This window comes from Pseudomonas gingeri, from assembly GCF_013385425.1.
GTDB classification, from domain to species: domain Bacteria; phylum Pseudomonadota; class Gammaproteobacteria; order Pseudomonadales; family Pseudomonadaceae; genus Aquipseudomonas; species Aquipseudomonas gingeri_D.
This window is the reverse complement of sequence record NZ_JACAQA010000003.1, coordinates 523,817-542,506: the sequence shown is the minus strand read 5'-3', so window position 1 is coordinate 542,506 and position 18,690 is coordinate 523,817. Positions and strand designations below refer to the sequence as shown.

Sequence of the window (18,690 nt, the reverse complement as noted above, 5' to 3'; positions counted from 1 at the left end):
CGCGATACTTCGCAAAGGAGTGAACTATGGATGTCGAAGCGGCTGATCTTTCCCTGGCGGCGGTGGCCGGTGCGATTGCTGATCCGGCCCGCTCGCGAATGCTTTGCAGCCTGCTGGATGGGCACGCGCGCACGGCCACGGAATTGGCCGCCGTGGCCGATATCGGCGCGTCCACCGCCAGCGGCCATTTTTTACGTTTGCGTGAGCAGGGGCTGGTGGAGATGCTGGTCCAGGGTCGGCATCGCTATTACCGATTGGCCAATCCCCAGGTGGCGCATGCGCTGGAGGCCTTGTTATCGCTGACTGATCGCCGCATGACGCCGTTTCAGCCCAGCACGCCTTCGGCCTTGAAGCAGGCCAGGACCTGTTATGACCATATCGCCGGGGAAGTCGCGGTCAAACTGCATGACGCCTTGTTGCAGGCGAGCTGGATCGAAGAGCAGGGCAAGGACTATGTCCTCACGGAAACGGGCGCCGCGTCGTTGGTGCGTCTGGGCATCGATATCGAGGCCGTGTCGCGCCAACGCCGACGCCTGGCCTATCCCTGCATGGACTGGAGCGAGCGCTCACCGCATATCGGCGGTGCGTTGGGCGCAGCCCTTCTGGACCTGCTGCTCAAGCGCGGCTGGGTGAACCGCCATCTCGACTCCAGGGCCCTGAATCTGACGCCGAAAGGCGCGAAGAGCCTGGCAACCGCGTTTGGCCTACAGGCTCGTTAAAGGCGTCACTGCGCCGTTTCCGCGCCTGCCGCGTCGCGCTCACTGACCAGCGCCAGCAGCGTCAGGCGATTCTGTGACAGCATCACGTTGCGCACGGTTTCCATGCGTTGCTGGTCGATGGTGTCCCAGCCCAGCGCCCGCAGGACGGGCGCGCGCTTCACGCGAAACACGATGCTCTGGCTGTTGAGGGCCATCGTCCGGATGATCGTGGCTTCGTCATCGGCGGGCCGTCCGGTCAGGCGCCCGACGATGCTGCGGGTGACGTGGGACAACCGCTGATTGAGGCCTTGCTCCATCAGCTTGGCGGCCGATGGCGGACCCAGGCCGGCTTGCTCGCAGGCCATGAAGCGACGCCAGTCGGCGGATTCCGGCGTCTCGAGAATGAACGACAGGAAGACGCCAAGAATATCCAGGTAACGCTCGATCAATGTCCGGTCATCGGCGTGGGGATCTTCCAGCGCCGCTTCGGCGGCCGAGACCTCGTCGGTCAGCTGTGCCCAGAGCTGCGCGAGGATGTGCTCGACGCAGGCCAGGTAAACCCCTTCCTTGTTGTCGAAATAGTATTGCAGCGCCGGCGCATTGACCCCGGCAGCGGTTGCGATCTGGCGCGTCGAGGCGCTTTCGAAACCATGGGTGGCGAACTGGTCCACGGCGGCTTCGATAATCCGCAGGCGCGTTTCTTCCCCGCGCTGGTAGCCGCCTTCATTTGCTGGTCGATGTCGTGCCATGGGTAAGCCTGGAAAAAGAATGCCCGGACAAATTATATCACTTGACATAAATTCGCCATCGCCGCATTTTTTACCAACTGGAATATTTTGGAGTGCGGCATGTCCGTCGATCAGCCTATCGGTCAACACGGTCGCCTTGAGCCCGTGGCTGACAGCAATCTTTCCGAGCGTCGCAACAAGCCGCCACGAGCCTTGATCGGGGTCGGCGTTGTCGCGCTGCTGGCGCTGACCGGCTGGGGCGCGCACTGGTGGTTCAGCGGGTGTTTTATTGAAAGCACCGATGACGCTTACCTGCAGGCCGACAGCATGACCGTGGCGCCCAAGGTCGGTGGGTATGTCGCGCAAGTGCTGGTCAGTGACAACGAAACCGTGAGTATCGGCCAGCCGCTGGTGCGCCTGGACCCGCGCAAGTATCAGGCGGCGCTCGACGAAGCCCAGGCCACCGTGATCTCGCACCAGGCCGATGTGGCCCGGGCCGAAGCCGAGTTGGTGGAGCAGGGGGCCAGCATTGCCCAGGTTCGCGCCCAACTGGACGGCGCCAACGCCGACTTGCGACACGCCCAGACCCAGGTCAAACGTTACGCGCCACTGGCCCGTTCCGGTGCCGAGACGGAAGAACATCTGGCCGACCTCAACAATCAACTGGCCCAGGCCAGCACCGGCCTGACCGCGCATCAAGCCTCGTTGCGCGCGGCCGAAACCCGCATCGGCACACTCAAGGCACAATTGCAGCAGGCCCAGGCGCAACTGGCGGTGGCCCAGGCCAGTGCCCGGCAGTCGCAGCTGGACCTGGACGACACCACGGTGATCAGCACGCTGGCCGGCCGGGTGGCCGACCGCAGTGTGCGGGTCGGTCAGTTCACCCAGCCCGGTACACGCCTGCTGACCGTGGTGCCGGTGCAGGCGCTGTACCTGACGGCCAACTTCAAGGAAACCCAGATTCACCATATGCAACCTGGCCAGGCAGTCACGGTGCACGTTGACGCGTTGGGCAGTGAAGATCTGAGCGGGCATATCGACAGCCTCTCGCCCGGCACCGGTTCGCAGTTCGCGCTGTTGCCGGCGCAGAACGCCACCGGCAACTTCACCAAGATCGTCCAACGGGTCCCCGTGCGTATCCAGCTGGATGTGCCGGAGTCGGCGCGCGCGGTGCTGATGCCGGGCCTGTCGGTGACCGTCGACGTGGACACCCGCCACCATGGCTAACGCCGCGACGGTCGCCACCACACAGGGCGCGCCGCGGGAGGACAATGCCTCGGTGACCGACTGGATCGCGGTCGCGGCCGGTTCCCTCGGTGCCTTGCTGGCCACGCTGGACATCTCCATCACCAACTCGGCCTTGCCGCAGATCCAGGGGCAGATCGGCGCCTCGGGCACGGAAGGCACCTGGATCGCCACCGGCTACCTGATGTCGGAGATCGTCATGATCCCGCTGGCGGCCTGGCTGACCCGGGTCTTCGGCTTGCGCCGGTTCCTGATGGGCACGGCAATGGCCTTCACGCTGTTTTCGTTTTTCTGCGGCATGTCCAGCAGCCTCACGGGCATGATCCTGGCGCGCGTCGGCCAGGGCTTTGCCGGTGGCGCGATGATCCCCACGGCACAGACCATCATCGGCACCCGCTTGCCCCGGCACCAGATGGCAATCGGCATGTCGATGTTCGGCCTGACCGTTCTGCTCGGGCCCTTGATGGGGCCGGTACTGGGCGGCTGGTTGACCGAGAACGCCAGTTGGCGCTGGTGCTTTTTTCTCAACCTGCCCATCAGCCTGGCACTGATCGCCTTGCTCTGGACCGGCATCCGCCCGGAAAAAGCCGACCTTCAACAGTTCATCAAGGCGGACTGGACCGGCATCCTTGGCCTGGCCCTGGGTTTGAGCTCGCTGACGGTGATCCTGGAAGAGGGCCAGCGTGAACACTGGTTCGAGTCCTCGCTGATTGTCGGTCTGAGCCTGCTGATGTTGCTGGGTTTTATCCTGATCGCCATCGGTCAATTCACGGCCCGCCAGCCCATCATCAAGCTCAGCCTGATGCGTAACCCGCGCTACGCCAGCGTGATCCTGATCGTGTCGACGGTGGGGGCGGCCATCTATGGGATTTCCTACCTGCTGCCGCAGTTTCTCAACAGCATTGCCGGTTACAACGCCCAGCAATCCGGGGCAATCATGCTGCTCTCCGGCGTACCGGCGTTCATGATGATGCCGATCCTGCCGCGGCTGATGCAGCGCTATGACAGCCGCTGGCTGGTGGGCACCGGACTGGTGCTGTTCGTGATCAGTTGCATGATGAGCCTGAACCTGACGGTCGATAGTGTCGGCCATGATTTCGACGCCTCGCAGCTGGTGCGCGGGTTCGCCCAGATCCTGGCGATGATGCCGCTCAACCAGATCACCATGGCGGCTGTCCTGCCCCACGAAAAAGGCGAGGCGGCAGGGCTCTACAACATGTCGCGCAATATCGGCGGCTCCATCGGGCTGGCCCTGACCGGGGTGCTGATCGATCGGCGCAGCAGCTATCACGACGCTATGATTCGCGAATCGCTGACGGCCAACAGCACCTTGGGCCAGGACCATATGGCGGCGCAGACGGCGTCCTTCATGAGCCAGGGCGGTGACCAGGCCCTGGCGCAATTGCAGACGGTCGGCCAGTTGAGTCGCGACATCGCCTTGCAGGCGTCGGTCATGACCTTCACCGATTGTTTCTACCTGCTGGGTATTGCCTTGGCCCTGTGTATTCCCCTGGCCCTCTTACTCAAGAAACCGACCCTTGCGCTGAGCCCTGCACGATGATCGATAGAACCCTGATTTCGGCCCTGATCGTGGGCCTGCTCGCCGGTTGCACCGTCGGCCCCGATTACCACGGCGCGCCCGCGGTTGCCGAGAAAACCGTGGCCGCGGGACGTTTCGCCCACGCGGACCCGGTTGCCGTCAGCACCCCGGCGGTTGCCCACTGGTGGCGTGAGCTGGGGGATGCACAACTCGACAGCCTGGTGGAAACCGCCCTCAACGACAGCTCGGATATTCGCGTGGCCCAGGCGCGCTTGCGCCAGGCGCGGGCCGGGCTGCACGGCCGGCAGGCCGCCGAGCTGCCCAAGATGAGTGCCAATGCCACGGCGATTCGTATGCGCTCTCCCGACCTTTCCAGCCTGACGGGGCAGCAGAGCAGTGGTGGTCGCGGGCCGCTGTCGCTGTATCTGGCGGACTTCGATGCCAGCTGGGAAGTCGATCTGTTTGGCGGTACACGTCGCGCCATCGAGGCGGCTTCTGCCAGCGCCGATGCCTCGGCCGAGAGCCTGGCCGATGCCCAGGTGCAACTGGCTGCCGAAGTCGTGCAGGCCTATGTCGGTTTGCGTGACCAACAAACCCGCCTGGCCCTGGTCGATGCCTCGGCGGGCCTGGAAGCCCAGGTGGTCGATCTGACCCGGCAACGCCGCAGCCGTGGCGTGGCTTCGCAATTACAGTTGGAACAAGTCACCACCCAATGGCAGACCACCCGTGCGCAGCGCCTGCCGTTGCAGGCGCAGATTATCGAGTCGCTGGATCAACTGGCGGTGCTCTGTGATCTGGAGCCGGGCGAACTGGACGGCCGGCTCGGTCAACCGGGTGCGTTGCCGAGCGTCCCCGCCAGTGTGCCGATCGCCGACCCGGCGGCGCTGATCAAATCCCGCCCGGACATTCGTGCCGCCGAACGTCAACTGGCCTCCAGCACCGCGCAGGTCGGCGAGAAAAAGGCCGACTGGTTTCCCAAATTGTCCCTGACGGGTGACCTCAGCTTCAGTGCCGCGGCGCCTTCGCATCTGGTGCGTACGGACAACGCCACCTGGTTGCTGGTCCCGCGCCTGACCTGGAACGCCCTGGACTTCGGTCGTGTAGCAGCCGATGTCGACAGCGCCGAAGGCGGCGTCGACGAAGCCCGGGCCCATTACCGTGGCGTGGTCCTCGGCGCGTTGCGCGACGCGGATACCGCCCTGGCGCGCTACGGCCACCAGCGTGAAAACGTGGTCCTGCTCCGTGATATCGAAGCCTCATCGGCCCGCGCGGCGAGCTTGACCCGAGAACGCTACGACGCCGGTACCGCCAGCACCCTGGACTGGCTGAATGCCGAGCGCACGCGCTTTGATGCCGAGCAGAATCGAGTGAGCGGGGACAGTGAATTGCTGAAGAATTTTGCTTCGTTGCACAAGGCCTTGGGGTTGGGCTGGCAGGGCTGAGTCAAGCTGCAGTGCTGGCAGCGTGCCGCCGATGGAGCCCATCAGGCCAGGGCGCTGGACAGATTGTTGGAAATGACCGTCCGGTTTCGGCCATTGGATTTTGCGACGTACAGGGCTTTGTCAGCGATATCGATCAACTGCTCGGGGGTGTCGGCCTTTGATCCGGACAAGGCACTGATGCCAATGCTGATGGTGACGACCTTGGCCGGTGATTCACAGTGTTGAATGGCACTGCGCTCCACGTCTGTTCGGATTTTCTCGGCGATGATAAAAGCGCCGACATAATCGGTACCAGGGAGGACGATGGCAAATTCCTCTCCGCCATACCTGGCCGCAAGATCATGTTCCCGAGTGATATTTTTCTTGATCAGGGTGCTCACGGATTTCAGGCATTCATCGCCTTGTACGTGGCCGTAATGGTCGTTGTACTTCTTGAACAGATCGATATCGATCAGGATGAGGGCGAGGTCATCGGGTTTGCGCTTGGCTTTACTTATTTCCGAGTCGATAAACAGGTCGAACTTGCGGCGATTCGAGAGCCCGGTCAAGCCATCTTCGAGTGCCAGTTGGCCGAGCGCCTTGTTCGCCTCGATGTAGGCTCTTTCGGAAAATTGCAGTTCTTTTTGTGCTTGAATCTGCTGGCTCATGATTTTTATCAGGCGATAGCCCAGCAGGCCGAGAATAAGCAGCAATATGGACGATATGATAAAACTGGCAAGGGACTCTCGACGCCAGTCCGTCAATATTTCATCTCTTTCAAAAGCCGCGATGACCACAAGCGGATAGCCATCGACGCGGTGAAAACTGATGATGCGGACGACATTGTCAATAAATGACCTTATTGTTGCGGTGCCCGAGGCGACACCCGGCGTCAATAAGGCGAATACCTCCCCGCTTGAAATGTCCGTACCCACCTCAGTGTCGTGAAAGGGGTGACGCACGATGATCTGCCCTGCCGAGGAGGTGAGATTGATGATGCCATTCTTGCCCATGTCGATGCTGTCGTAGAGGCTGAGGAAGTATTTAAGATAGACAGTGGCTATTGCCACGCCTGCAAAGCTGCCGTCAGGATGATCGATCCTGCGCGATAGGGTGATGACCCATTCGTTTGTCAGGCGGCTGCGGATCGGAGGGCCCAGGAATGGAGTGGAACCGGCATGGTCGCGATGGTAGATGAAATAGTCGCGGTCCGAGTTGTTCAAGTTGGATTGGTTTCTATCGTTTGAGTTTAATAACCAACGTCCTTGTTCGTCGTAAATGGAAAAGCCATAGATTTGTGGTAGGCGTTTTTGTTGAGCTTTTAATATGATCTCCAGATTTTTCAGCTCCTCCGGCCCAGTGCCTTCAACGTTGATCCGTTCCTGAACACCGAGTATCGCGGTATCGGCTTGGGTGAGGGTGGCGGCTATGCTGGACGACAAGGCCTTCGAGAGGTTTGACATCTCGATCTCTTTTTCATGCAGGTGATACCCCAGGGAGTTGGAGATTCCCCAGAGGCTGATGCCGATCAATGAGATACAGACCGCCGCCACAAAGAGAATCACATGACTGATCTTGAGCTTGGTATCCGCCCACTTGGCGCTGAAAGCTGAAGTTGTTTTTGTGAGCATGAACAACACATCCATGTGGTTGAAATGGCTTTGTGTAGTTTAGGTTTATTTTATTAAAGTGAAATCATCTTTTTGGGTGTTTTTGTTGTGTTGGTTAATCTTTTTGAGTGTGATGCAAGGGCGTTTTGTCTTGCCGAGAAGTGTAGCGGACAGGCGCTGATATCACAGCGCGAGGGCTCGATCCTGAATGACTTGCTTCATCACGAGAGTTGAGCTGAGACGCTGCACATTGGGCAGCACGGACAGTCGCTCATCGCGCTGGTATTGCTGGTTGAATAGCGCCTTGCTTGAATCCTTATGCCTGATGCCGCTGCGCATACTGCTGCGCCAGCGTTATAAAGTCCTGTGATTCGGGGAACGCCTCGAAACCATGCACGGCCCCGGTGGTGACCCAAGGCAGCTTTTCACGAGTCCAGGTTTCAATGAACGGAGCGAATTGTCGTGGGTTATCCAGCAGACTGGAGCGGACACCGACGATCGCTTCGTTGTCCGCTGGGCGGGTAAACAACCAGCTCAGGCAATGAGGGCAGAAGTAGTGTCGCGTTGTCCCGTGCAAGCCGCCGATCACCGGCTCGCCTTGGGTGATCACGAACTGCTCGTTCGGCACTAGCGCACTGAGGGAGAACGCACTGGCCGACATTTTCTGGCAGCCGGTGCAATGGCAGGCCGTGGTGATGATCGGTGGGGCGCGCAGTTCAAAAACGACCTGGCCACAGCGACAACTGCCGTAGGCGAATACTGGGTGACTCATCACTACCTCCTTTCCTCTTGACGATTTAGCGAACGCTACTGGCGTCTGGCCCTGTGGCCAGGTGGGCAGCCCGTTCGGCAGGATCAGCCTGGGTGTAGCTCGTGGCGCGACAGCGGCATTGGCCAGTGAGTGGCATGGGTAAAACTCCTTCAAGGGTAGAGGTGGCGGACGAAGCGGGGTGTCCGTGGGATATGCTTGACCAGCATGAGGCCGCGCCTCACGAAAGAAAATTAGCCAAAATTGCCCAGCGGCTCACAGGAAATGTATGAACGCGCCTCAGCTACAGTGGGAAACCCAGCGTGCCTTTCTGGCGGTATTGCGCACCGGCAGTCTATCGGGGGCGGCCCGTTTGCTGGGCATCGCGCAGGCCACCGCGCGTAGGCGGATCGAGGCGTTGGAGCAGAGCGTGGGCGTCAGCCTGTTTATCCGCTCACCAGCGGGTCTGCTGCCGACGGAGATGGCCAAGGACCTGATCAGCCATGTCGAAGCCATGGCCATGGCGGCTAACGCGTTCAATCGAGCGGCGTCGGCGGATGCGCAATTGCCGGGGGGCACGGTGCGCCTGACCAGCAGCAAACTGCTCGGGGTCGAGGTATTGCCGCCCATGTTGCGCACGCTACGCCAGACCTACCCGCAGCTGGCTGTCGAGCTCAGTGTGTCGAACCGTCTGCAGGCGCTGGCCCGGCAGGAGGCCGATGTGGCGGTGCGTATCCGTCGGCCGACCGAAGCGGCGGTGGTCACGCGCAAGGTCGGTGATCTGCAAGTCGGCCTGTATGCCACCCCTGAACTCCTGGCGGAGCAGGGCGCGCCGGATACCGTTGCGCAGTTGGATGACTATCCGCTGATCGGGCCTGACCGCAATCTGGTGGAACTGCAGTTTCTGCGTGAGCGCGGCTTCGACTGCACGGCGCAGCGCACGCTGATTCGTACCGATGATCACCTCGCACAACTGGCGGCGTTGCGCGCGGGGTTGGGGATCGGCGTCTGTTCCAGCCAACTGGCCCGACGTCACGGACTGATACGCGTACTGCCCGGACAGGTGGAATTTTCCGTGGATGTCTGGATCGCCATGCACCAGGACATGCGACGGGTTCAGCGTATTGCCTTGGTGTTCGATGCGCTGGGAGCATCGCTGACGCAGTTTCTGGGGACTGACTAAGTCCCCGGGTTGCCTGATCAAGCGTGCTTCACCGTCTGCTTTCTGCTCGCGAAATTGGCCAGCAAGTCGAGACTGGAGCAGAACACAAAGTAGACCAGCGCCACGAACAGGAAGATCTCCGTAGGGTGGACCATCACCCGGTTGCTGACCTGGGTCGCCACGAAGGACAGTTCGCCGACACCGATCACATAGGCCAGGGAGGTGTCCTTGATCAGCGAGATCCACTGGTTGAGGAACGACGGCAGCATGATCGGCAAGGCTTGTGGCAGGATGATCAGGCGCATGACCTGGACGGGTCGCATGCCCAGCGCGCGGGCCGCTGCCCATTGGCCGTCCGGCAGGCTCTGGATACCGGCATGGACCGAGTACGCCAGGTAGGCGCCGCCGATCAGCGACAGGGCGCAGACCACGGTGAACAGCGCCGGGATATCCACGTGGAAGATGATCGGCAGCAGGAAGTAGCTCCAGAAGATCAACATCAGTACCGGGATCGCCCGCAGGAAACCCAGCACCGCGATCAATATTCCCCGTGGCCAGCCCTTCAGGCCGCTCAAGGCTATGCCCAGCACCAGGCCCAGGAGGGCGGCGGATACTCCGGACAGTACGCTCAGCACCAGGGTCAGGGCCGCGCCGCCCAAGGGACCGTCGGGGTAGGCGCCGATCAGGAAGTACTCGAGGTTGTCACTGATAACGGAAAGGTCCATGTCATGCGGCTCCCTGGCGATAACGTTTGGTCTGGCGGATCCATTGGCCGGCCGCTTCGAGCAGCGCAATGCTGAAGATGTAGAGCAGGGTGGCGAAGCCGAAGGCCTGGAAGGTCTTGAAGGTTTCGGTCTCCACCTGGCGTGAGGCGTAGGACAGCTCGGCGAGGCCGATGGCCATGGTCAGCGAGGAGTTCTTCAACGCATTCATGTATTGCCCCAGCAGCGGCCCGAGGGCGGTGCGCAAGGCTTGGGGCAGGACGATATAACGCCACACCTGTGCCGGCCGAAAGCCCATGGCCACGCCGGCCTCGCGTTGCTGCGGGCGCACCGAGGCGACGCCGGCGCGAAATTCTTCGGCGATAAAGGCCGAGGTATACAGCGTCAGCCCCCAGAAACCGGCGATGAATTCAAAGGACGGCCAGCTGATTTCAATGCCGGCCACGCTCACTTCATGGGGCGTGTTCAGCCAGCTCACCAGTCCTTCGGGCAGCAGGGCACTGAGGCCGAAATACCAGAAGAACAATTGCACCAGCAGCGGCGTGTTACGAAACAACGCCAGGTAGGCCCGTGCCGGCCAGGACGCCAGGCGCGAGCTGCCCAGGCGCGCGAGGCAGACCAGGAAGCCGAGCCCGGTGGCCACCAGGCAGACCACGGCGGACAGGGCCAGGGTGAGGAGAAAGCCATCGAACAGCCATTTCAGGTAATGCGGGCCCAGCAATTCACCAAACATCAATCACGGTGTCCATCCAGAATACAAAGAGCCCGCGCGGAAAACCGCGCGGGCTGTGGGTGTACGACGGGGAGGGCGATCAGCTCTTGTCGCCGATCTTGTACAGGCGGGCCAGCGGTGTCTTGGTGTCCGGGCCGAACCAGGTGTCGTAGATCTTCTGCGCCTGGCCTTTGCTTTCCAGCTCGACCAGCGTCTGGTTGACCAGGTCGGTCAGGGCGGTCTCGCCCTTGGGCAGGCCGACGCCGATCAGGTCATTGGAAATGGTGAAGGGCGGCACTTCGTACTTGTCCTTGTCCGGGACGTTGGCCAGCAGGCCGATCAGCTTCGGACCGTCCTGGGTAATGGCCTGGACATTGCCGTTGCGCAAGGCGGTGAAGGCGAACGGGGTGTCGTCATAGGCGATGACTTTGGCGCCGGGGAATTTCTCGCGCAGCACGCCTTCGTTGACCGTGCCCTTGTCCACGCCGACACGCCATTTGTTCAGGTCCTCCTGGGACTTGAGGGTGCCTTTCTTGACGATGAACTGCTGGCCGGAACTGAAGTAGGGAATGCTGAAATTGACCTGCTCGGCGCGCTCCGGGGTGATGGTGAAGTTGGCCAGGACCAGGTCGACCTTGTTGGCGACCAGCAGCGGCACGCGGTTGGCCGGGTTGGTCGGTTGCAGTTGCAGCTTGACGCCCAGCTTGTCGGCGATGGCCTTGGCGTAGTCCACGTCCAGGCCTTCGATCTGTTTGCTCTTGGCATCGATAAAGCCGAAAGGCGGGTTGCTGTCGAACGAGGCGACGCGCAGAACGCCGGATTTCTTGATGTCCTCCAGGCGGTCGGCATGGGCCAATCCCGAGAGGACGGCGAGGGTGAGGGCAGTGAGGGCAGTTAATTTCTTCATGGTGATCTCAACACTTGGTGGATGATTCTGGTACCGAGTCTTGCAGTCCATGGATAAACAATAAAAGAATATAAAAGAATTTGTTGATGCTTTTATGGAATAAGTCGGTTTTCCGGGGACCTCGTGTAAACCGCGGGCTAGAGCGTTGCCGATCACTGGCTCGGACGAATGCTTCTACACTGAAAGCATCAGGTTTATCCCGTCGAGGGCAATATGAAAATCTCACTTCGCTTGGCGTTTTTCAGCGTGACGGCGACGCTGGGCTATCTCGGGCTGGCGGTGTGGGGATTCGGTGGCTGGTCGGCCTTTGCTGCCCAACCCGCATTGCTCGCGATCGCCGTGGTGACCCTGTTGTTGGCGGGCTCGGCGCTGTTTACCGAAGCTAACCTCAGCTCCGGCGTGCGCGAGGATCGCGGCAATCGCTGGGTGATTCCGGTCATCGGCGCCCTCGGCTTGCTGCTGGTGGGGTTGGTGCCCTGGACGGCTCGCCTGGGCTGGTGGACCTTTGGCGGTGAGGGCGTGCGTTGGCTCGGCGTGCTGCTGTTTACCGTTGGCGGTGTGCTGCGGATGTGGCCGGTGTTTGTGCTGGGCAAGCGCTTCAGCGGGCTGGTGGCGATTCAGCCGGGGCATCGGCTGGTGACCACCGGGCTCTATCGGGTTTTGCGCAACCCGAGCTACCTCGGGCTGCTGGTCAACTCGCTGGGCTGGGCACTGGCTTTTCGCTCCGGTGTCGGGGTGTTGCTGACGGCGTTGACGCTGATCCCGCTGATTGCGCGCATGCACTCGGAGGAGGCCTTGCTCAAGGCCGAATTTGGCGAAGAGTACGAGGCTTATCGTGCGCGCACCTGGCGCCTGCTGCCCTGGGTTTATTGAGCCGTTGCGTCACGCGTTCTGATTGCCCGAGCGGGTAAACGAATAGCGGTCGATATCCTGCCGGAGCTGCCAACCCTGGCTTTGCCAATAACGGGCCGCGTCCTCATTGGTCTTGAACACGTCGAGATGACACTTGAGGATGCCGTGGGTTTCCAGGATCGACAGGCAGCGTTCGACCAGTGCATTGGCGATGCCCTGGCGCCGATAACGGGGCAGCACGAGCAAGTGCTGCAAGTAGCCCCGACGACCGTCATGCCCGGACATGATGCAACCGCCGAGTTCGCCGTCGACTTCAGCCACGAAGCTCATCCCCGGGTTTCGCTCCAGGTAGCGGGCGGTCGACTCACGGGAGTCGGCGTCACGCAGGGAAATGCCGGGTGTATTGCGCATAAGGTCGATGACCGCCTGGTAATCGTCCATCGTCATGACACGGATATTGATCATGGGGCTGAGCCTGGCTGTGTGGATTGTCCGGCCTGGCAGCCTATCAGAAGCCACTCAAGCGTTGGCATGCCGATCCGCCAAGGCACCTTGCTGGCGGATGCCTGTTCTGTTTTTATGACTCGACCGGTCGCGCGGAGACTGGTTTCGCCAACCCTGTTCCGGAGAAGTGTTGATGTTCCTGATCCTTGCCCTGATCGTCCTCCTCGTCGTATGGGGATGGTGGACCTATCCACGTGTAGGAGGTCTGCTGTTTGACCTGATCACGAGTCTGGAAGCACGGCTCTCCCGGGTGAAGGAAGTCCCGGTGGCGATTGAGCGGATGACCTTGTCGACCTTCCAGGGCGGGACTCAAAGCAACACGCCGCCGCTGTTGCTGATCCACGGTTTCAGTGCCGACAAGAACCTCTGGCTGCGCTTTGCGCGATCCTTCGTTGCTGACCACCGGGTGATCATTCCCGACCTGGCCGGGCACGGCAAAAGTGGTTTCGAAACGGGGGGCGACTACAGTATCGCGACCCAGGCGCAACGCATGGTCGAACTGCTGGACGCCAGCGGGATCGACAAGGTGCATGTGGTCGGCAGCTCCATGGGCGCTTACGTCGGCACCTGGCTGGCGGCGCATTTTCCGGAGCGGGTGTTGTCCCTGGCGTTGATGGGACCGGTGGGGGTCAACCTGCCGCAACCCAATGAAGTGGAAGAGTTGGTCAAGCAAGGCAGGAACCCTTTTCTGATCCACTCGCGGGCGGAGTTCGATCGGTTTTTCTCCATGACCATGGCCTCGCCCCCCTGGATACCTGGCGTGTTGCTGGCGGCGGAGTCGCAGACCTATATCGATCGGCGTCCTGAACTGGCGGAAATCTTCGACGACTTCCATGACAGCCCGCGCATGGAGCCCTGGCTGAACAATATCCGTGTCCCGACCCTGCTGCTGTGGGGGCGTGAAGACCGCATGGTCCCCCTGGCCAGTGCAAAAACCTGGATCGCCGGCATCCCCCATGCGCGCCTGGAGTGCTGGGACGGCGTGGGCCATCTGCCGATGGTCGAGCGCCCGGAGCAGACGGCGGCGCAGTATCGTGAGTTTCTGACTGCGCAATAAGCGATGGACGCGCCACCGCTCTTTTCGCCAAGAGCGACGCCAGGGGTCAGGCTCGGGAGGAGGGCGCACGAACCTTGCCGAAGTGCACGGACAGGTAAGTCCCGATCGCCAGGGCTCCGACCATCAGTGCGATGAACTCCGAATTTAAGCCGACAGTCACGGGCTGTCTCGACAGCAGGGCAAGGCCCACCAGCAGATTGAAGGCACCCCAGAGAAAATTCACCAAGGGTGACGAGGGGCCTTTTCCTCGTGGTTTTGCAAAGGGTGTGGGAAAGACTTGACCGCACAATCCGGCAGCGATGTGCGGAAGGGCATTGCAAAGAAAAACACCGGCAAAAAACGCTGTGATGGACATGGATCACCTTCAGGCTGGGCATGGATAAAGGTTGCTGGTTTCAGCTATCGGTAGCGCGGCTTGTCGGGGCGACGCGCCGGGAGATGAAGGCCGCGATTGCCGGTCCGGCCAGCAGCACCACGCCGAAGCGCGCCATCTGCATGGTCATGACGAAGGGCACGTCGACGTGGCTGGAAGCGGCGATGATCGCGACGGAATCCGCGCCGCCCGGGCTGGTTGCCAGGTAAGCGGTGAGCGGGTCGATGCCGGCGGCAAAGACGAACACCAGGGCCAGGCAGCCACAGATCGCGATCAGCGCCAGGGTGCTGGCGAGGATCGCCGGAAAGGCTTTCAGGGCGTACCTCACCAGTGGTCGGGTGAAGGGCAGGCCGATCCGCCAGCCAATAACCGCATAACCGAGTGCCAGCAACCAATGGGGGATCTCGATGCTGATCAAGCCCTGATGCGTGAGGAAGATCCCGCCGATCATCGGCACCAGCAGGGAGGCCACCGGTATTTTTGCCAGACGTGCGACCAGCGGGCCGGCGACCACAAGGGCCAGGGTCTGGGCCAGCGGTAGCCAGTCAATGCTCGGAAACCAGATGACCGAATGCACCTCATGCACCACGCCGGCACCGGTGAAGTGGGTAATCAGCGTGGCGATGACCGCCACCAGAATCACGCGGGTGTACTGCATGCAGGCGACGAGTTGCGCGTCGGCCCCGGCGTTCTCGGCCATCAGGATCATCACCGTGGCGGCGCCCGGGCTCAGCCCCCAGATAACGGTGGTTCCCGGCAATACCCGCAGGAGGGTCAGTCCCCAGCCCAGCAAACCGGCGGCGACGACGACACCGATCACGCCCAGTACAAACAGCGGCCAACTGCCGATGGCGGCACCGGCAAGCGATTGCACCAGGGTTCTGGCAATCATGCAGCCCAGAATGCCCTGGGCGAAGGCGGAGGCCAGCCCTGGAATCCGCACCCGGGTGTTGACGAAGGTGATGGCGGTGATGACGGCGCCCAGCATGGGGCCGAGCAGCAAGGCAGCTGGAATGCCGACCCAGGTCAGGGCCAGGGCGAACAGGGCTGACAATCCCAGGAGCACGCTCCACTGTCCTATCGAGGCGAGCTTGCCGGTTCTGGAAATGGCGAGATGAGCATCTGCGTTGGACATGGAAACCCCTTGATGAAACCGGACTGGAGGTTGGGCGTTGCTTCGGGTCGGTGCGATGCTAGAATGAGAGGATATCCTCTAGTAAAAATAGTGAAGGACATCCTCTCATATGTCAACAAAACCTATCGCCAAGGGTCAGGAGCCCAAACGTGCCAAAGGGCATATTCGTGTGGCGGCCATTCTGGAAGCTGGGGTCGAGCTGTTTACGGAAAAGGGTTTTGATGCGACGACAATGACGGAGATCGCTGCGCGCTCGGGGACGGCGATTGCCTCGCTCTACCGGTTTTTTCCGACCAAGGAGTCCGTGGCTGAGGCGCTGTTGATGAACTACGTCGAGCACGCCTTTGAATCTCTCGCTGAGCTGGGCGCGCAAGCCCGCACCATGACAGCGTCGGAACTGGCTTCTGCGTTTATCGACTTCAGTCTCGCGCTGCAGTCTGAGCGTCAGTTCGCCATCAACCTGGTGGATGTCGCGGGGGCCAGCGAAAGCCGGCGGCAACAGTTTCGCAAGGCCATGGTGGAAGGTATCGAGGTGGCATTGCGTGAGGTGATTCCGTCCCTGGCCCCGGCCAAATCGAAGGCCGTGGCCATGACGCTGCTGAACGTGTTCAAGGGCGTGGGACGGATCAGCGGGGAGGCGCCCGCCATGCAACAGGTGCTGCTGGTGGAGGCCAAGGATATGGTTCGGCTTTATCTTTCGGCGCTGGAGGCCTAGGTCTATATCGCCTGGTCGGCAGGACCTTACTGGACGTGCTCGCCGTACCAGTATTGGGCAGTCACCCCGCCGTCCATGAGGAAGTCACTACCGGTAATGAAAGTGCCTTCCGGCCCCATCAGCAGGGCACCGAGCGCACCGACTTCATCGGGCGTGCCGCCGCGCTTTGCCGCGCAGGAGTCGATCATGCGCCGATAGCCTTCACCCCGCGGCCCCGACAGTTCATCCCGGGCCAGAGGGGTAAAGATAATGCCCGGGCTGATGGTGTTGACTCGCGCCCCGCGTTTGCCCCAGCGCACTGCTTCGGCCATGACCCGCAGAGAGTTGCCGCGTTTGGAGATCTGGTAGGCGTTCAGTGGGTCGGTCACCTGATCGGGTTGCAGCATCGGCAGGGCCAGCAGTTCGTCGACCGGTGTCAGGGCCAGAGCCTTGTTCTGCTCAGGTGTCAGCGCGGGTAAACGGTGCCCGGATTGTGAGGCGATAACGATGGCCGAACCGCCCTTGGCGATCACATTGCCGAAGGCTTCCAGTACCAGCGCGGTGCCGTAAAGATCGACCCGCAGGATCGTCGCCGGAGACGCTTGAGAGGGCGAGACCCCGGCGGCGTGAATCACTCCGGTGATATCGCCGATGGCCGTGGCGGTCTGCACCAGCGCTTCAACCGATGCCCGTGAAGAAACATCGACGCTCGCCGTGGTGACCTCGAATCCGGCATCGCTGAGGACCTTGGCGGCCGCCGCTGCATTCTCCTCCCGCAAGTCTGCCAGCAGCACGTGCTTGCCCGCGCTGACCCGCCGCGCGATGGCTTGTCCGATGGAGCCGGCGCCAATTACCACTGTGACGTTTGTCATGTTCATTTCTCCGTTGGGGCGTCCGTTACGTCTACCTGAATGGCCGAGGCCGGTAGGCCCGGTTGTTGGGCCGGATCAATATACGGGGCGAGCAATGGATTGATTAGCCAACCAAACCTGTTTTGCCTTGTGAGGCAAATTCATCAATCAGCCTTGTTTGTCCCGGGTATCGAACACTTCCTTCAACACTGGCACCGCCGACATCGCTTTTGGCCAACCCACGTAGAACGCCAGGTGGGTCACTACTTCTGCCGCCTGCGTTTGAGCCAGGCCGTTGTCCATCGCCCGGTTCAGGTGGAAAGGCAGTTGTGCGGCCTGACCCTGGGCGATCAGTGCAGCCACGGTGATCAGGCTGCGGTCGCGGGGCGCCAGTTCCTCGCGTTTCCAGACTTCGCCGAAGAGTAACCGGGTGGTGTAGTTGTAGAGCTGGGGAGTGACTTCAAGCACTTCCGGCGAGGGTTTTGGATCGGGGCGGGGCAGGCCCTGGTCGGCGCCGACCAGGGTCGAGAAACACAAGGTGGCGAAGGCGCTGGCTAATATTTTCATTGAGTCGACTCCAGGGATGAAAGGCAATGCCGCGGTAGCAGCCGTATCCCATGTTAAGAGGCTCGGATAGATTCATTAAGGTCATCAACCGGCATGAAGTCATGAGTGCAGTTCATGAGTGCTCGAAAGGCCATGGCGCTATAATCCCGGCTATTCATGGCAGGAACTCATCAATGGCCCGGGAAAGTTACAACGATCTGCTGGCGTTTCTCGCCGTGACCCGCGAGCGCAGCTTTACCCGCGCCGCCGCCCAGCTGGGTGTTTCACAATCGGCCCTGAGCCACACCATCCGCGCCTTGGAGACACGCCTCGGCGTACGTCTGCTGACCCGCACCACGCGTAGTGTGGCGCCAACCGAGGCGGGCGAGCAGCTGTACAACAACCTGGCTCCGCGCTTTGAGGAGATCGATGCCGGGTTGGCCGAGGTCACCGAATTACGCGACAGCCCGCGCGGCACCATCCGTATCACCGCCACCGATTACGCGGCCAACAGCGTGCTATGGCCGAGGTTGGCGCCGTTCATGTCGCAGTATCCCGATATCAAGATTGAAATCATGACCGACTACGGGTTGACCGATATCGTCGCCGAGCGCTACGACATTGGCGTACGCCTGGGCGATCAGGTGGCCCAGGACATGATCGCGGTACGCGTCGCGCCGGATCTGCGGATGGTTATCGTTGCTGCACCGTCCTACCTGCAAGTTCACTCGGCGCCGCGCAAGCCCGAAGATCTGGCCGTGCACAATTGCATTAACCTGCGCCTGCCTACCCACGGCGGTTGTTATCCCTGGGAACTGAAAAAGGGCAAGACCGAACTGCAGGTGCGTGTAGAGGGACAACTGACCTTCAACAGTTCCTATCAGATGCTCGAAGCGGCCCTCAGCGGCTGCGGGCTGGCGTTCATTCCGCAGGACCTTGCCGCGCCCCATGTCGCCGCCGGGCGCTTGCAGTGGGTACTCGAAGACTGGTTTCCGACCTTTCCCGGGTTGCATATCTACTACCCCAGCCGTCGGCAGTCGTCCCGGGCGCTGGCCTTGGTGATCGCGGCCCTGCGTTATTCCGAAGACTCATGAGTCTGGCTCATGATCGAATGCGTTTTTTTGGTCTTAATCATCAATCGGCTTGTGACTAGGATGACGTCACGGCTTTGGGCACCTGCTCGGC

At 61.4% G+C, this 18,690-nt stretch carries 20 protein-coding genes and 1 pseudogene; 9 read left to right on the top strand and 12 right to left on the bottom strand.

The genetic code is table 11. The features are described from left to right. The first annotated feature begins 26 nt into the window (after window positions 1-26). The gene (locus tag HX830_RS05110) at window positions 27-719 is read left to right on the top strand and encodes an ArsR/SmtB family transcription factor (protein ID WP_152739610.1); all 693 of its coding nucleotides are present in this window, start codon (window positions 27-29) and stop codon (window positions 717-719) included. Between the two features lie 5 nt (window positions 720-724). Here HX830_RS05110 and HX830_RS05105 read toward each other — a convergent pair whose 3' ends face one another. Next, a complete protein-coding gene (locus HX830_RS05105) occupies window positions 725-1,447 on the bottom strand; it encodes a CerR family C-terminal domain-containing protein (RefSeq protein ID WP_177099171.1) in 723 nt (240 codons plus the stop codon). A gap of 99 nt (window positions 1,448-1,546) precedes the next feature. Here HX830_RS05105 and HX830_RS05100 point away from each other — a divergent pair, with 99 nt between their 5' ends. Genes HX830_RS05100 through HX830_RS05090 form a run of 3 tightly spaced genes read left to right on the top strand, consistent with a single transcriptional unit; the run spans window position 1,547 to window position 5,653 of the window. Further along, window positions 1,547-2,653: an HlyD family secretion protein gene (locus HX830_RS05100; RefSeq protein ID WP_177099170.1), complete on the top strand. Its 1,107-nt coding sequence runs from the start codon at window positions 1,547-1,549 to the stop codon at window positions 2,651-2,653. Next, window positions 2,646-4,232, top strand: a complete 1,587-nt coding sequence (locus HX830_RS05095) for a DHA2 family efflux MFS transporter permease subunit (protein ID WP_177099169.1) — start codon at window positions 2,646-2,648, stop codon at window positions 4,230-4,232. Before HX830_RS05100 ends, HX830_RS05095 begins: the two co-directional genes overlap by 8 nt. Then, entirely contained in the window at window positions 4,229-5,653 is a 1,425-nt protein-coding gene (locus HX830_RS05090) for an efflux transporter outer membrane subunit (RefSeq protein WP_177099168.1), read from the top strand. Before HX830_RS05095 ends, HX830_RS05090 begins: the two co-directional genes overlap by 4 nt. Before the next feature lie 41 nt (window positions 5,654-5,694). Here the strand turns inward: HX830_RS05090 and HX830_RS05085 are convergent, their stop codons facing one another. The 3 genes and pseudogenes from HX830_RS05085 to HX830_RS05075 form a co-directional block, all read right to left on the bottom strand. Continuing rightward, window positions 5,695-7,263 carry a sensor domain-containing diguanylate cyclase gene (locus HX830_RS05085; protein WP_177099167.1) on the bottom strand — a complete coding sequence of 523 codons (1,569 nt, stop codon included), beginning with the start codon at window positions 7,261-7,263 and terminating at the stop codon, window positions 5,695-5,697. A 162-nt stretch (window positions 7,264-7,425) separates the two neighbouring features. After that, window positions 7,426-7,518 (bottom strand): annotated as a pseudogene (locus HX830_RS05080) (AsnC family transcriptional regulator); the annotation flags it as partial. Window positions 7,519-7,558: 40 nt separating this feature from the next. Then, window positions 7,559-8,014: a GFA family protein gene (locus HX830_RS05075; protein ID WP_177099166.1), complete on the bottom strand. Its 456-nt coding sequence runs from the start codon at window positions 8,012-8,014 to the stop codon at window positions 7,559-7,561. Window positions 8,015-8,279: 265 nt separating this feature from the next. Here HX830_RS05075 and HX830_RS05070 point away from each other — a divergent pair, with 265 nt between their 5' ends. Beyond that, window positions 8,280-9,173: a LysR family transcriptional regulator gene (locus tag HX830_RS05070; RefSeq protein WP_152739617.1), complete on the top strand. Its 894-nt coding sequence runs from the start codon at window positions 8,280-8,282 to the stop codon at window positions 9,171-9,173. Between the two features lie 17 nt (window positions 9,174-9,190). Here the strand turns inward: HX830_RS05070 and HX830_RS05065 are convergent, their stop codons facing one another. From HX830_RS05065 to HX830_RS05055, 3 genes are all read right to left on the bottom strand, one after another. Beyond that, a complete protein-coding gene (locus HX830_RS05065; protein WP_177099165.1) occupies window positions 9,191-9,877 on the bottom strand; it encodes an amino acid ABC transporter permease in 687 nt (228 codons plus the stop codon). Window position 9,878: 1 nt separating this feature from the next. Continuing rightward, entirely contained in the window at window positions 9,879-10,607 is a 729-nt protein-coding gene (locus HX830_RS05060) for an amino acid ABC transporter permease (RefSeq protein WP_152739619.1), read from the bottom strand. Window positions 10,608-10,686: 79 nt separating this feature from the next. Beyond that, window positions 10,687-11,493 carry an ABC transporter substrate-binding protein gene (locus tag HX830_RS05055; protein ID WP_152739620.1) on the bottom strand — a complete coding sequence of 269 codons (807 nt, stop codon included), beginning with the start codon at window positions 11,491-11,493 and terminating at the stop codon, window positions 10,687-10,689. Between the two features lie 213 nt (window positions 11,494-11,706). Here HX830_RS05055 and HX830_RS05050 point away from each other — a divergent pair, with 213 nt between their 5' ends. Next, on the top strand, window positions 11,707-12,366 hold the full coding sequence (locus HX830_RS05050) for a methyltransferase family protein (protein ID WP_177099164.1): 660 nt from the start codon (window positions 11,707-11,709) through the stop codon (window positions 12,364-12,366). Window positions 12,367-12,375: 9 nt separating this feature from the next. On the opposite strand, the gene HX830_RS05045 is transcribed toward HX830_RS05050, so the two are convergent. Next, window positions 12,376-12,810 (bottom strand): GNAT family N-acetyltransferase, encoded by a 435-nt coding sequence (locus tag HX830_RS05045; protein WP_103496187.1) that lies wholly within the window; start codon window positions 12,808-12,810, stop codon window positions 12,376-12,378. A 172-nt stretch (window positions 12,811-12,982) separates the two neighbouring features. On the opposite strand from HX830_RS05045, the gene HX830_RS05040 reads away from it, so the two are divergent. After that, window positions 12,983-13,906, top strand: coding sequence for an alpha/beta fold hydrolase (locus HX830_RS05040; protein WP_152739622.1), 924 nt, complete (start codon window positions 12,983-12,985; stop codon window positions 13,904-13,906). Between the two features lie 46 nt (window positions 13,907-13,952). On the opposite strand, the gene HX830_RS05035 is transcribed toward HX830_RS05040, so the two are convergent. Together HX830_RS05035 and HX830_RS05030 are read right to left on the bottom strand one after the other, a co-directional pair. After that, window positions 13,953-14,261, bottom strand: a complete 309-nt coding sequence (locus tag HX830_RS05035) for a hypothetical protein (protein ID WP_103496189.1) — start codon at window positions 14,259-14,261, stop codon at window positions 13,953-13,955. A gap of 40 nt (window positions 14,262-14,301) precedes the next feature. Continuing rightward, window positions 14,302-15,414 carry an AbrB family transcriptional regulator gene (locus HX830_RS05030; RefSeq protein ID WP_177099163.1) on the bottom strand — a complete coding sequence of 371 codons (1,113 nt, stop codon included), beginning with the start codon at window positions 15,412-15,414 and terminating at the stop codon, window positions 14,302-14,304. A gap of 109 nt (window positions 15,415-15,523) precedes the next feature. Here HX830_RS05030 and HX830_RS05025 point away from each other — a divergent pair, with 109 nt between their 5' ends. Continuing rightward, window positions 15,524-16,129 (top strand): TetR/AcrR family transcriptional regulator, encoded by a 606-nt coding sequence (locus tag HX830_RS05025; RefSeq protein WP_177099162.1) that lies wholly within the window; start codon window positions 15,524-15,526, stop codon window positions 16,127-16,129. Window positions 16,130-16,155: 26 nt separating this feature from the next. On the opposite strand, the gene HX830_RS05020 is transcribed toward HX830_RS05025, so the two are convergent. Beyond that, window positions 16,156-16,980: an SDR family oxidoreductase gene (locus tag HX830_RS05020; RefSeq protein WP_177099161.1), complete on the bottom strand. Its 825-nt coding sequence runs from the start codon at window positions 16,978-16,980 to the stop codon at window positions 16,156-16,158. A gap of 147 nt (window positions 16,981-17,127) precedes the next feature. Beyond that, entirely contained in the window at window positions 17,128-17,526 is a 399-nt protein-coding gene (locus HX830_RS05015) for a carboxymuconolactone decarboxylase family protein (RefSeq protein ID WP_177099160.1), read from the bottom strand. 173 nt (window positions 17,527-17,699) lie between these two features. On the opposite strand from HX830_RS05015, the gene HX830_RS05010 reads away from it, so the two are divergent. Then, the gene (locus tag HX830_RS05010) at window positions 17,700-18,599 is read left to right on the top strand and encodes a LysR family transcriptional regulator (protein WP_177099159.1); all 900 of its coding nucleotides are present in this window, start codon (window positions 17,700-17,702) and stop codon (window positions 18,597-18,599) included. The last annotated feature ends 91 nt before the right edge of the window (window positions 18,600-18,690 follow it).

Bases quoted from the DNA above. Each gene is read 5' to 3' on its own strand.
- HX830_RS05105 (WP_177099171.1), bottom strand. From the start codon at position 1,447: ATGGCACGACATCGACCAGCAAATGAAGGCGGCTACCAGCGCGGGGAA.
- HX830_RS05025 (WP_177099162.1), top strand. From the start codon at position 15,524: ATGTCAACAAAACCTATCGCCAAGGGTCAGGAGCCCAAACGTGCCAAA.
- HX830_RS05065 (WP_177099165.1), bottom strand. From the start codon at position 9,877: ATGGACCTTTCCGTTATCAGTGACAACCTCGAGTACTTCCTGATCGGC.
- HX830_RS05020 (WP_177099161.1), bottom strand. From the start codon at position 16,980: ATGACAAACGTCACAGTGGTAATTGGCGCCGGCTCCATCGGACAAGCC.
- HX830_RS05015 (WP_177099160.1), bottom strand. From the start codon at position 17,526: ATGAAAATATTAGCCAGCGCCTTCGCCACCTTGTGTTTCTCGACCCTG.
- HX830_RS05070 (WP_152739617.1), top strand. From the start codon at position 8,280: ATGAACGCGCCTCAGCTACAGTGGGAAACCCAGCGTGCCTTTCTGGCG.
- HX830_RS05085 (WP_177099167.1), bottom strand. From the start codon at position 7,263: ATGCTCACAAAAACAACTTCAGCTTTCAGCGCCAAGTGGGCGGATACC.
- HX830_RS05030 (WP_177099163.1), bottom strand. From the start codon at position 15,414: ATGTCCAACGCAGATGCTCATCTCGCCATTTCCAGAACCGGCAAGCTC.
- HX830_RS05045 (WP_103496187.1), bottom strand. From the start codon at position 12,810: ATGATCAATATCCGTGTCATGACGATGGACGATTACCAGGCGGTCATC.
- HX830_RS05090 (WP_177099168.1), top strand. From the start codon at position 4,229: ATGATCGATAGAACCCTGATTTCGGCCCTGATCGTGGGCCTGCTCGCC.
- HX830_RS05110 (WP_152739610.1), top strand. From the start codon at position 27: ATGGATGTCGAAGCGGCTGATCTTTCCCTGGCGGCGGTGGCCGGTGCG.
- HX830_RS05040 (WP_152739622.1), top strand. From the start codon at position 12,983: ATGTTCCTGATCCTTGCCCTGATCGTCCTCCTCGTCGTATGGGGATGG.
- HX830_RS05010 (WP_177099159.1), top strand. From the start codon at position 17,700: ATGGCCCGGGAAAGTTACAACGATCTGCTGGCGTTTCTCGCCGTGACC.
- HX830_RS05050 (WP_177099164.1), top strand. From the start codon at position 11,707: ATGAAAATCTCACTTCGCTTGGCGTTTTTCAGCGTGACGGCGACGCTG.
- HX830_RS05055 (WP_152739620.1), bottom strand. From the start codon at position 11,493: ATGAAGAAATTAACTGCCCTCACTGCCCTCACCCTCGCCGTCCTCTCG.
- HX830_RS05095 (WP_177099169.1), top strand. From the start codon at position 2,646: ATGGCTAACGCCGCGACGGTCGCCACCACACAGGGCGCGCCGCGGGAG.
- HX830_RS05060 (WP_152739619.1), bottom strand. From the start codon at position 10,607: ATGTTTGGTGAATTGCTGGGCCCGCATTACCTGAAATGGCTGTTCGAT.
- HX830_RS05035 (WP_103496189.1), bottom strand. From the start codon at position 14,261: ATGTCCATCACAGCGTTTTTTGCCGGTGTTTTTCTTTGCAATGCCCTT.
- HX830_RS05100 (WP_177099170.1), top strand. From the start codon at position 1,547: ATGTCCGTCGATCAGCCTATCGGTCAACACGGTCGCCTTGAGCCCGTG.
- HX830_RS05075 (WP_177099166.1), bottom strand. From the start codon at position 8,014: ATGAGTCACCCAGTATTCGCCTACGGCAGTTGTCGCTGTGGCCAGGTC.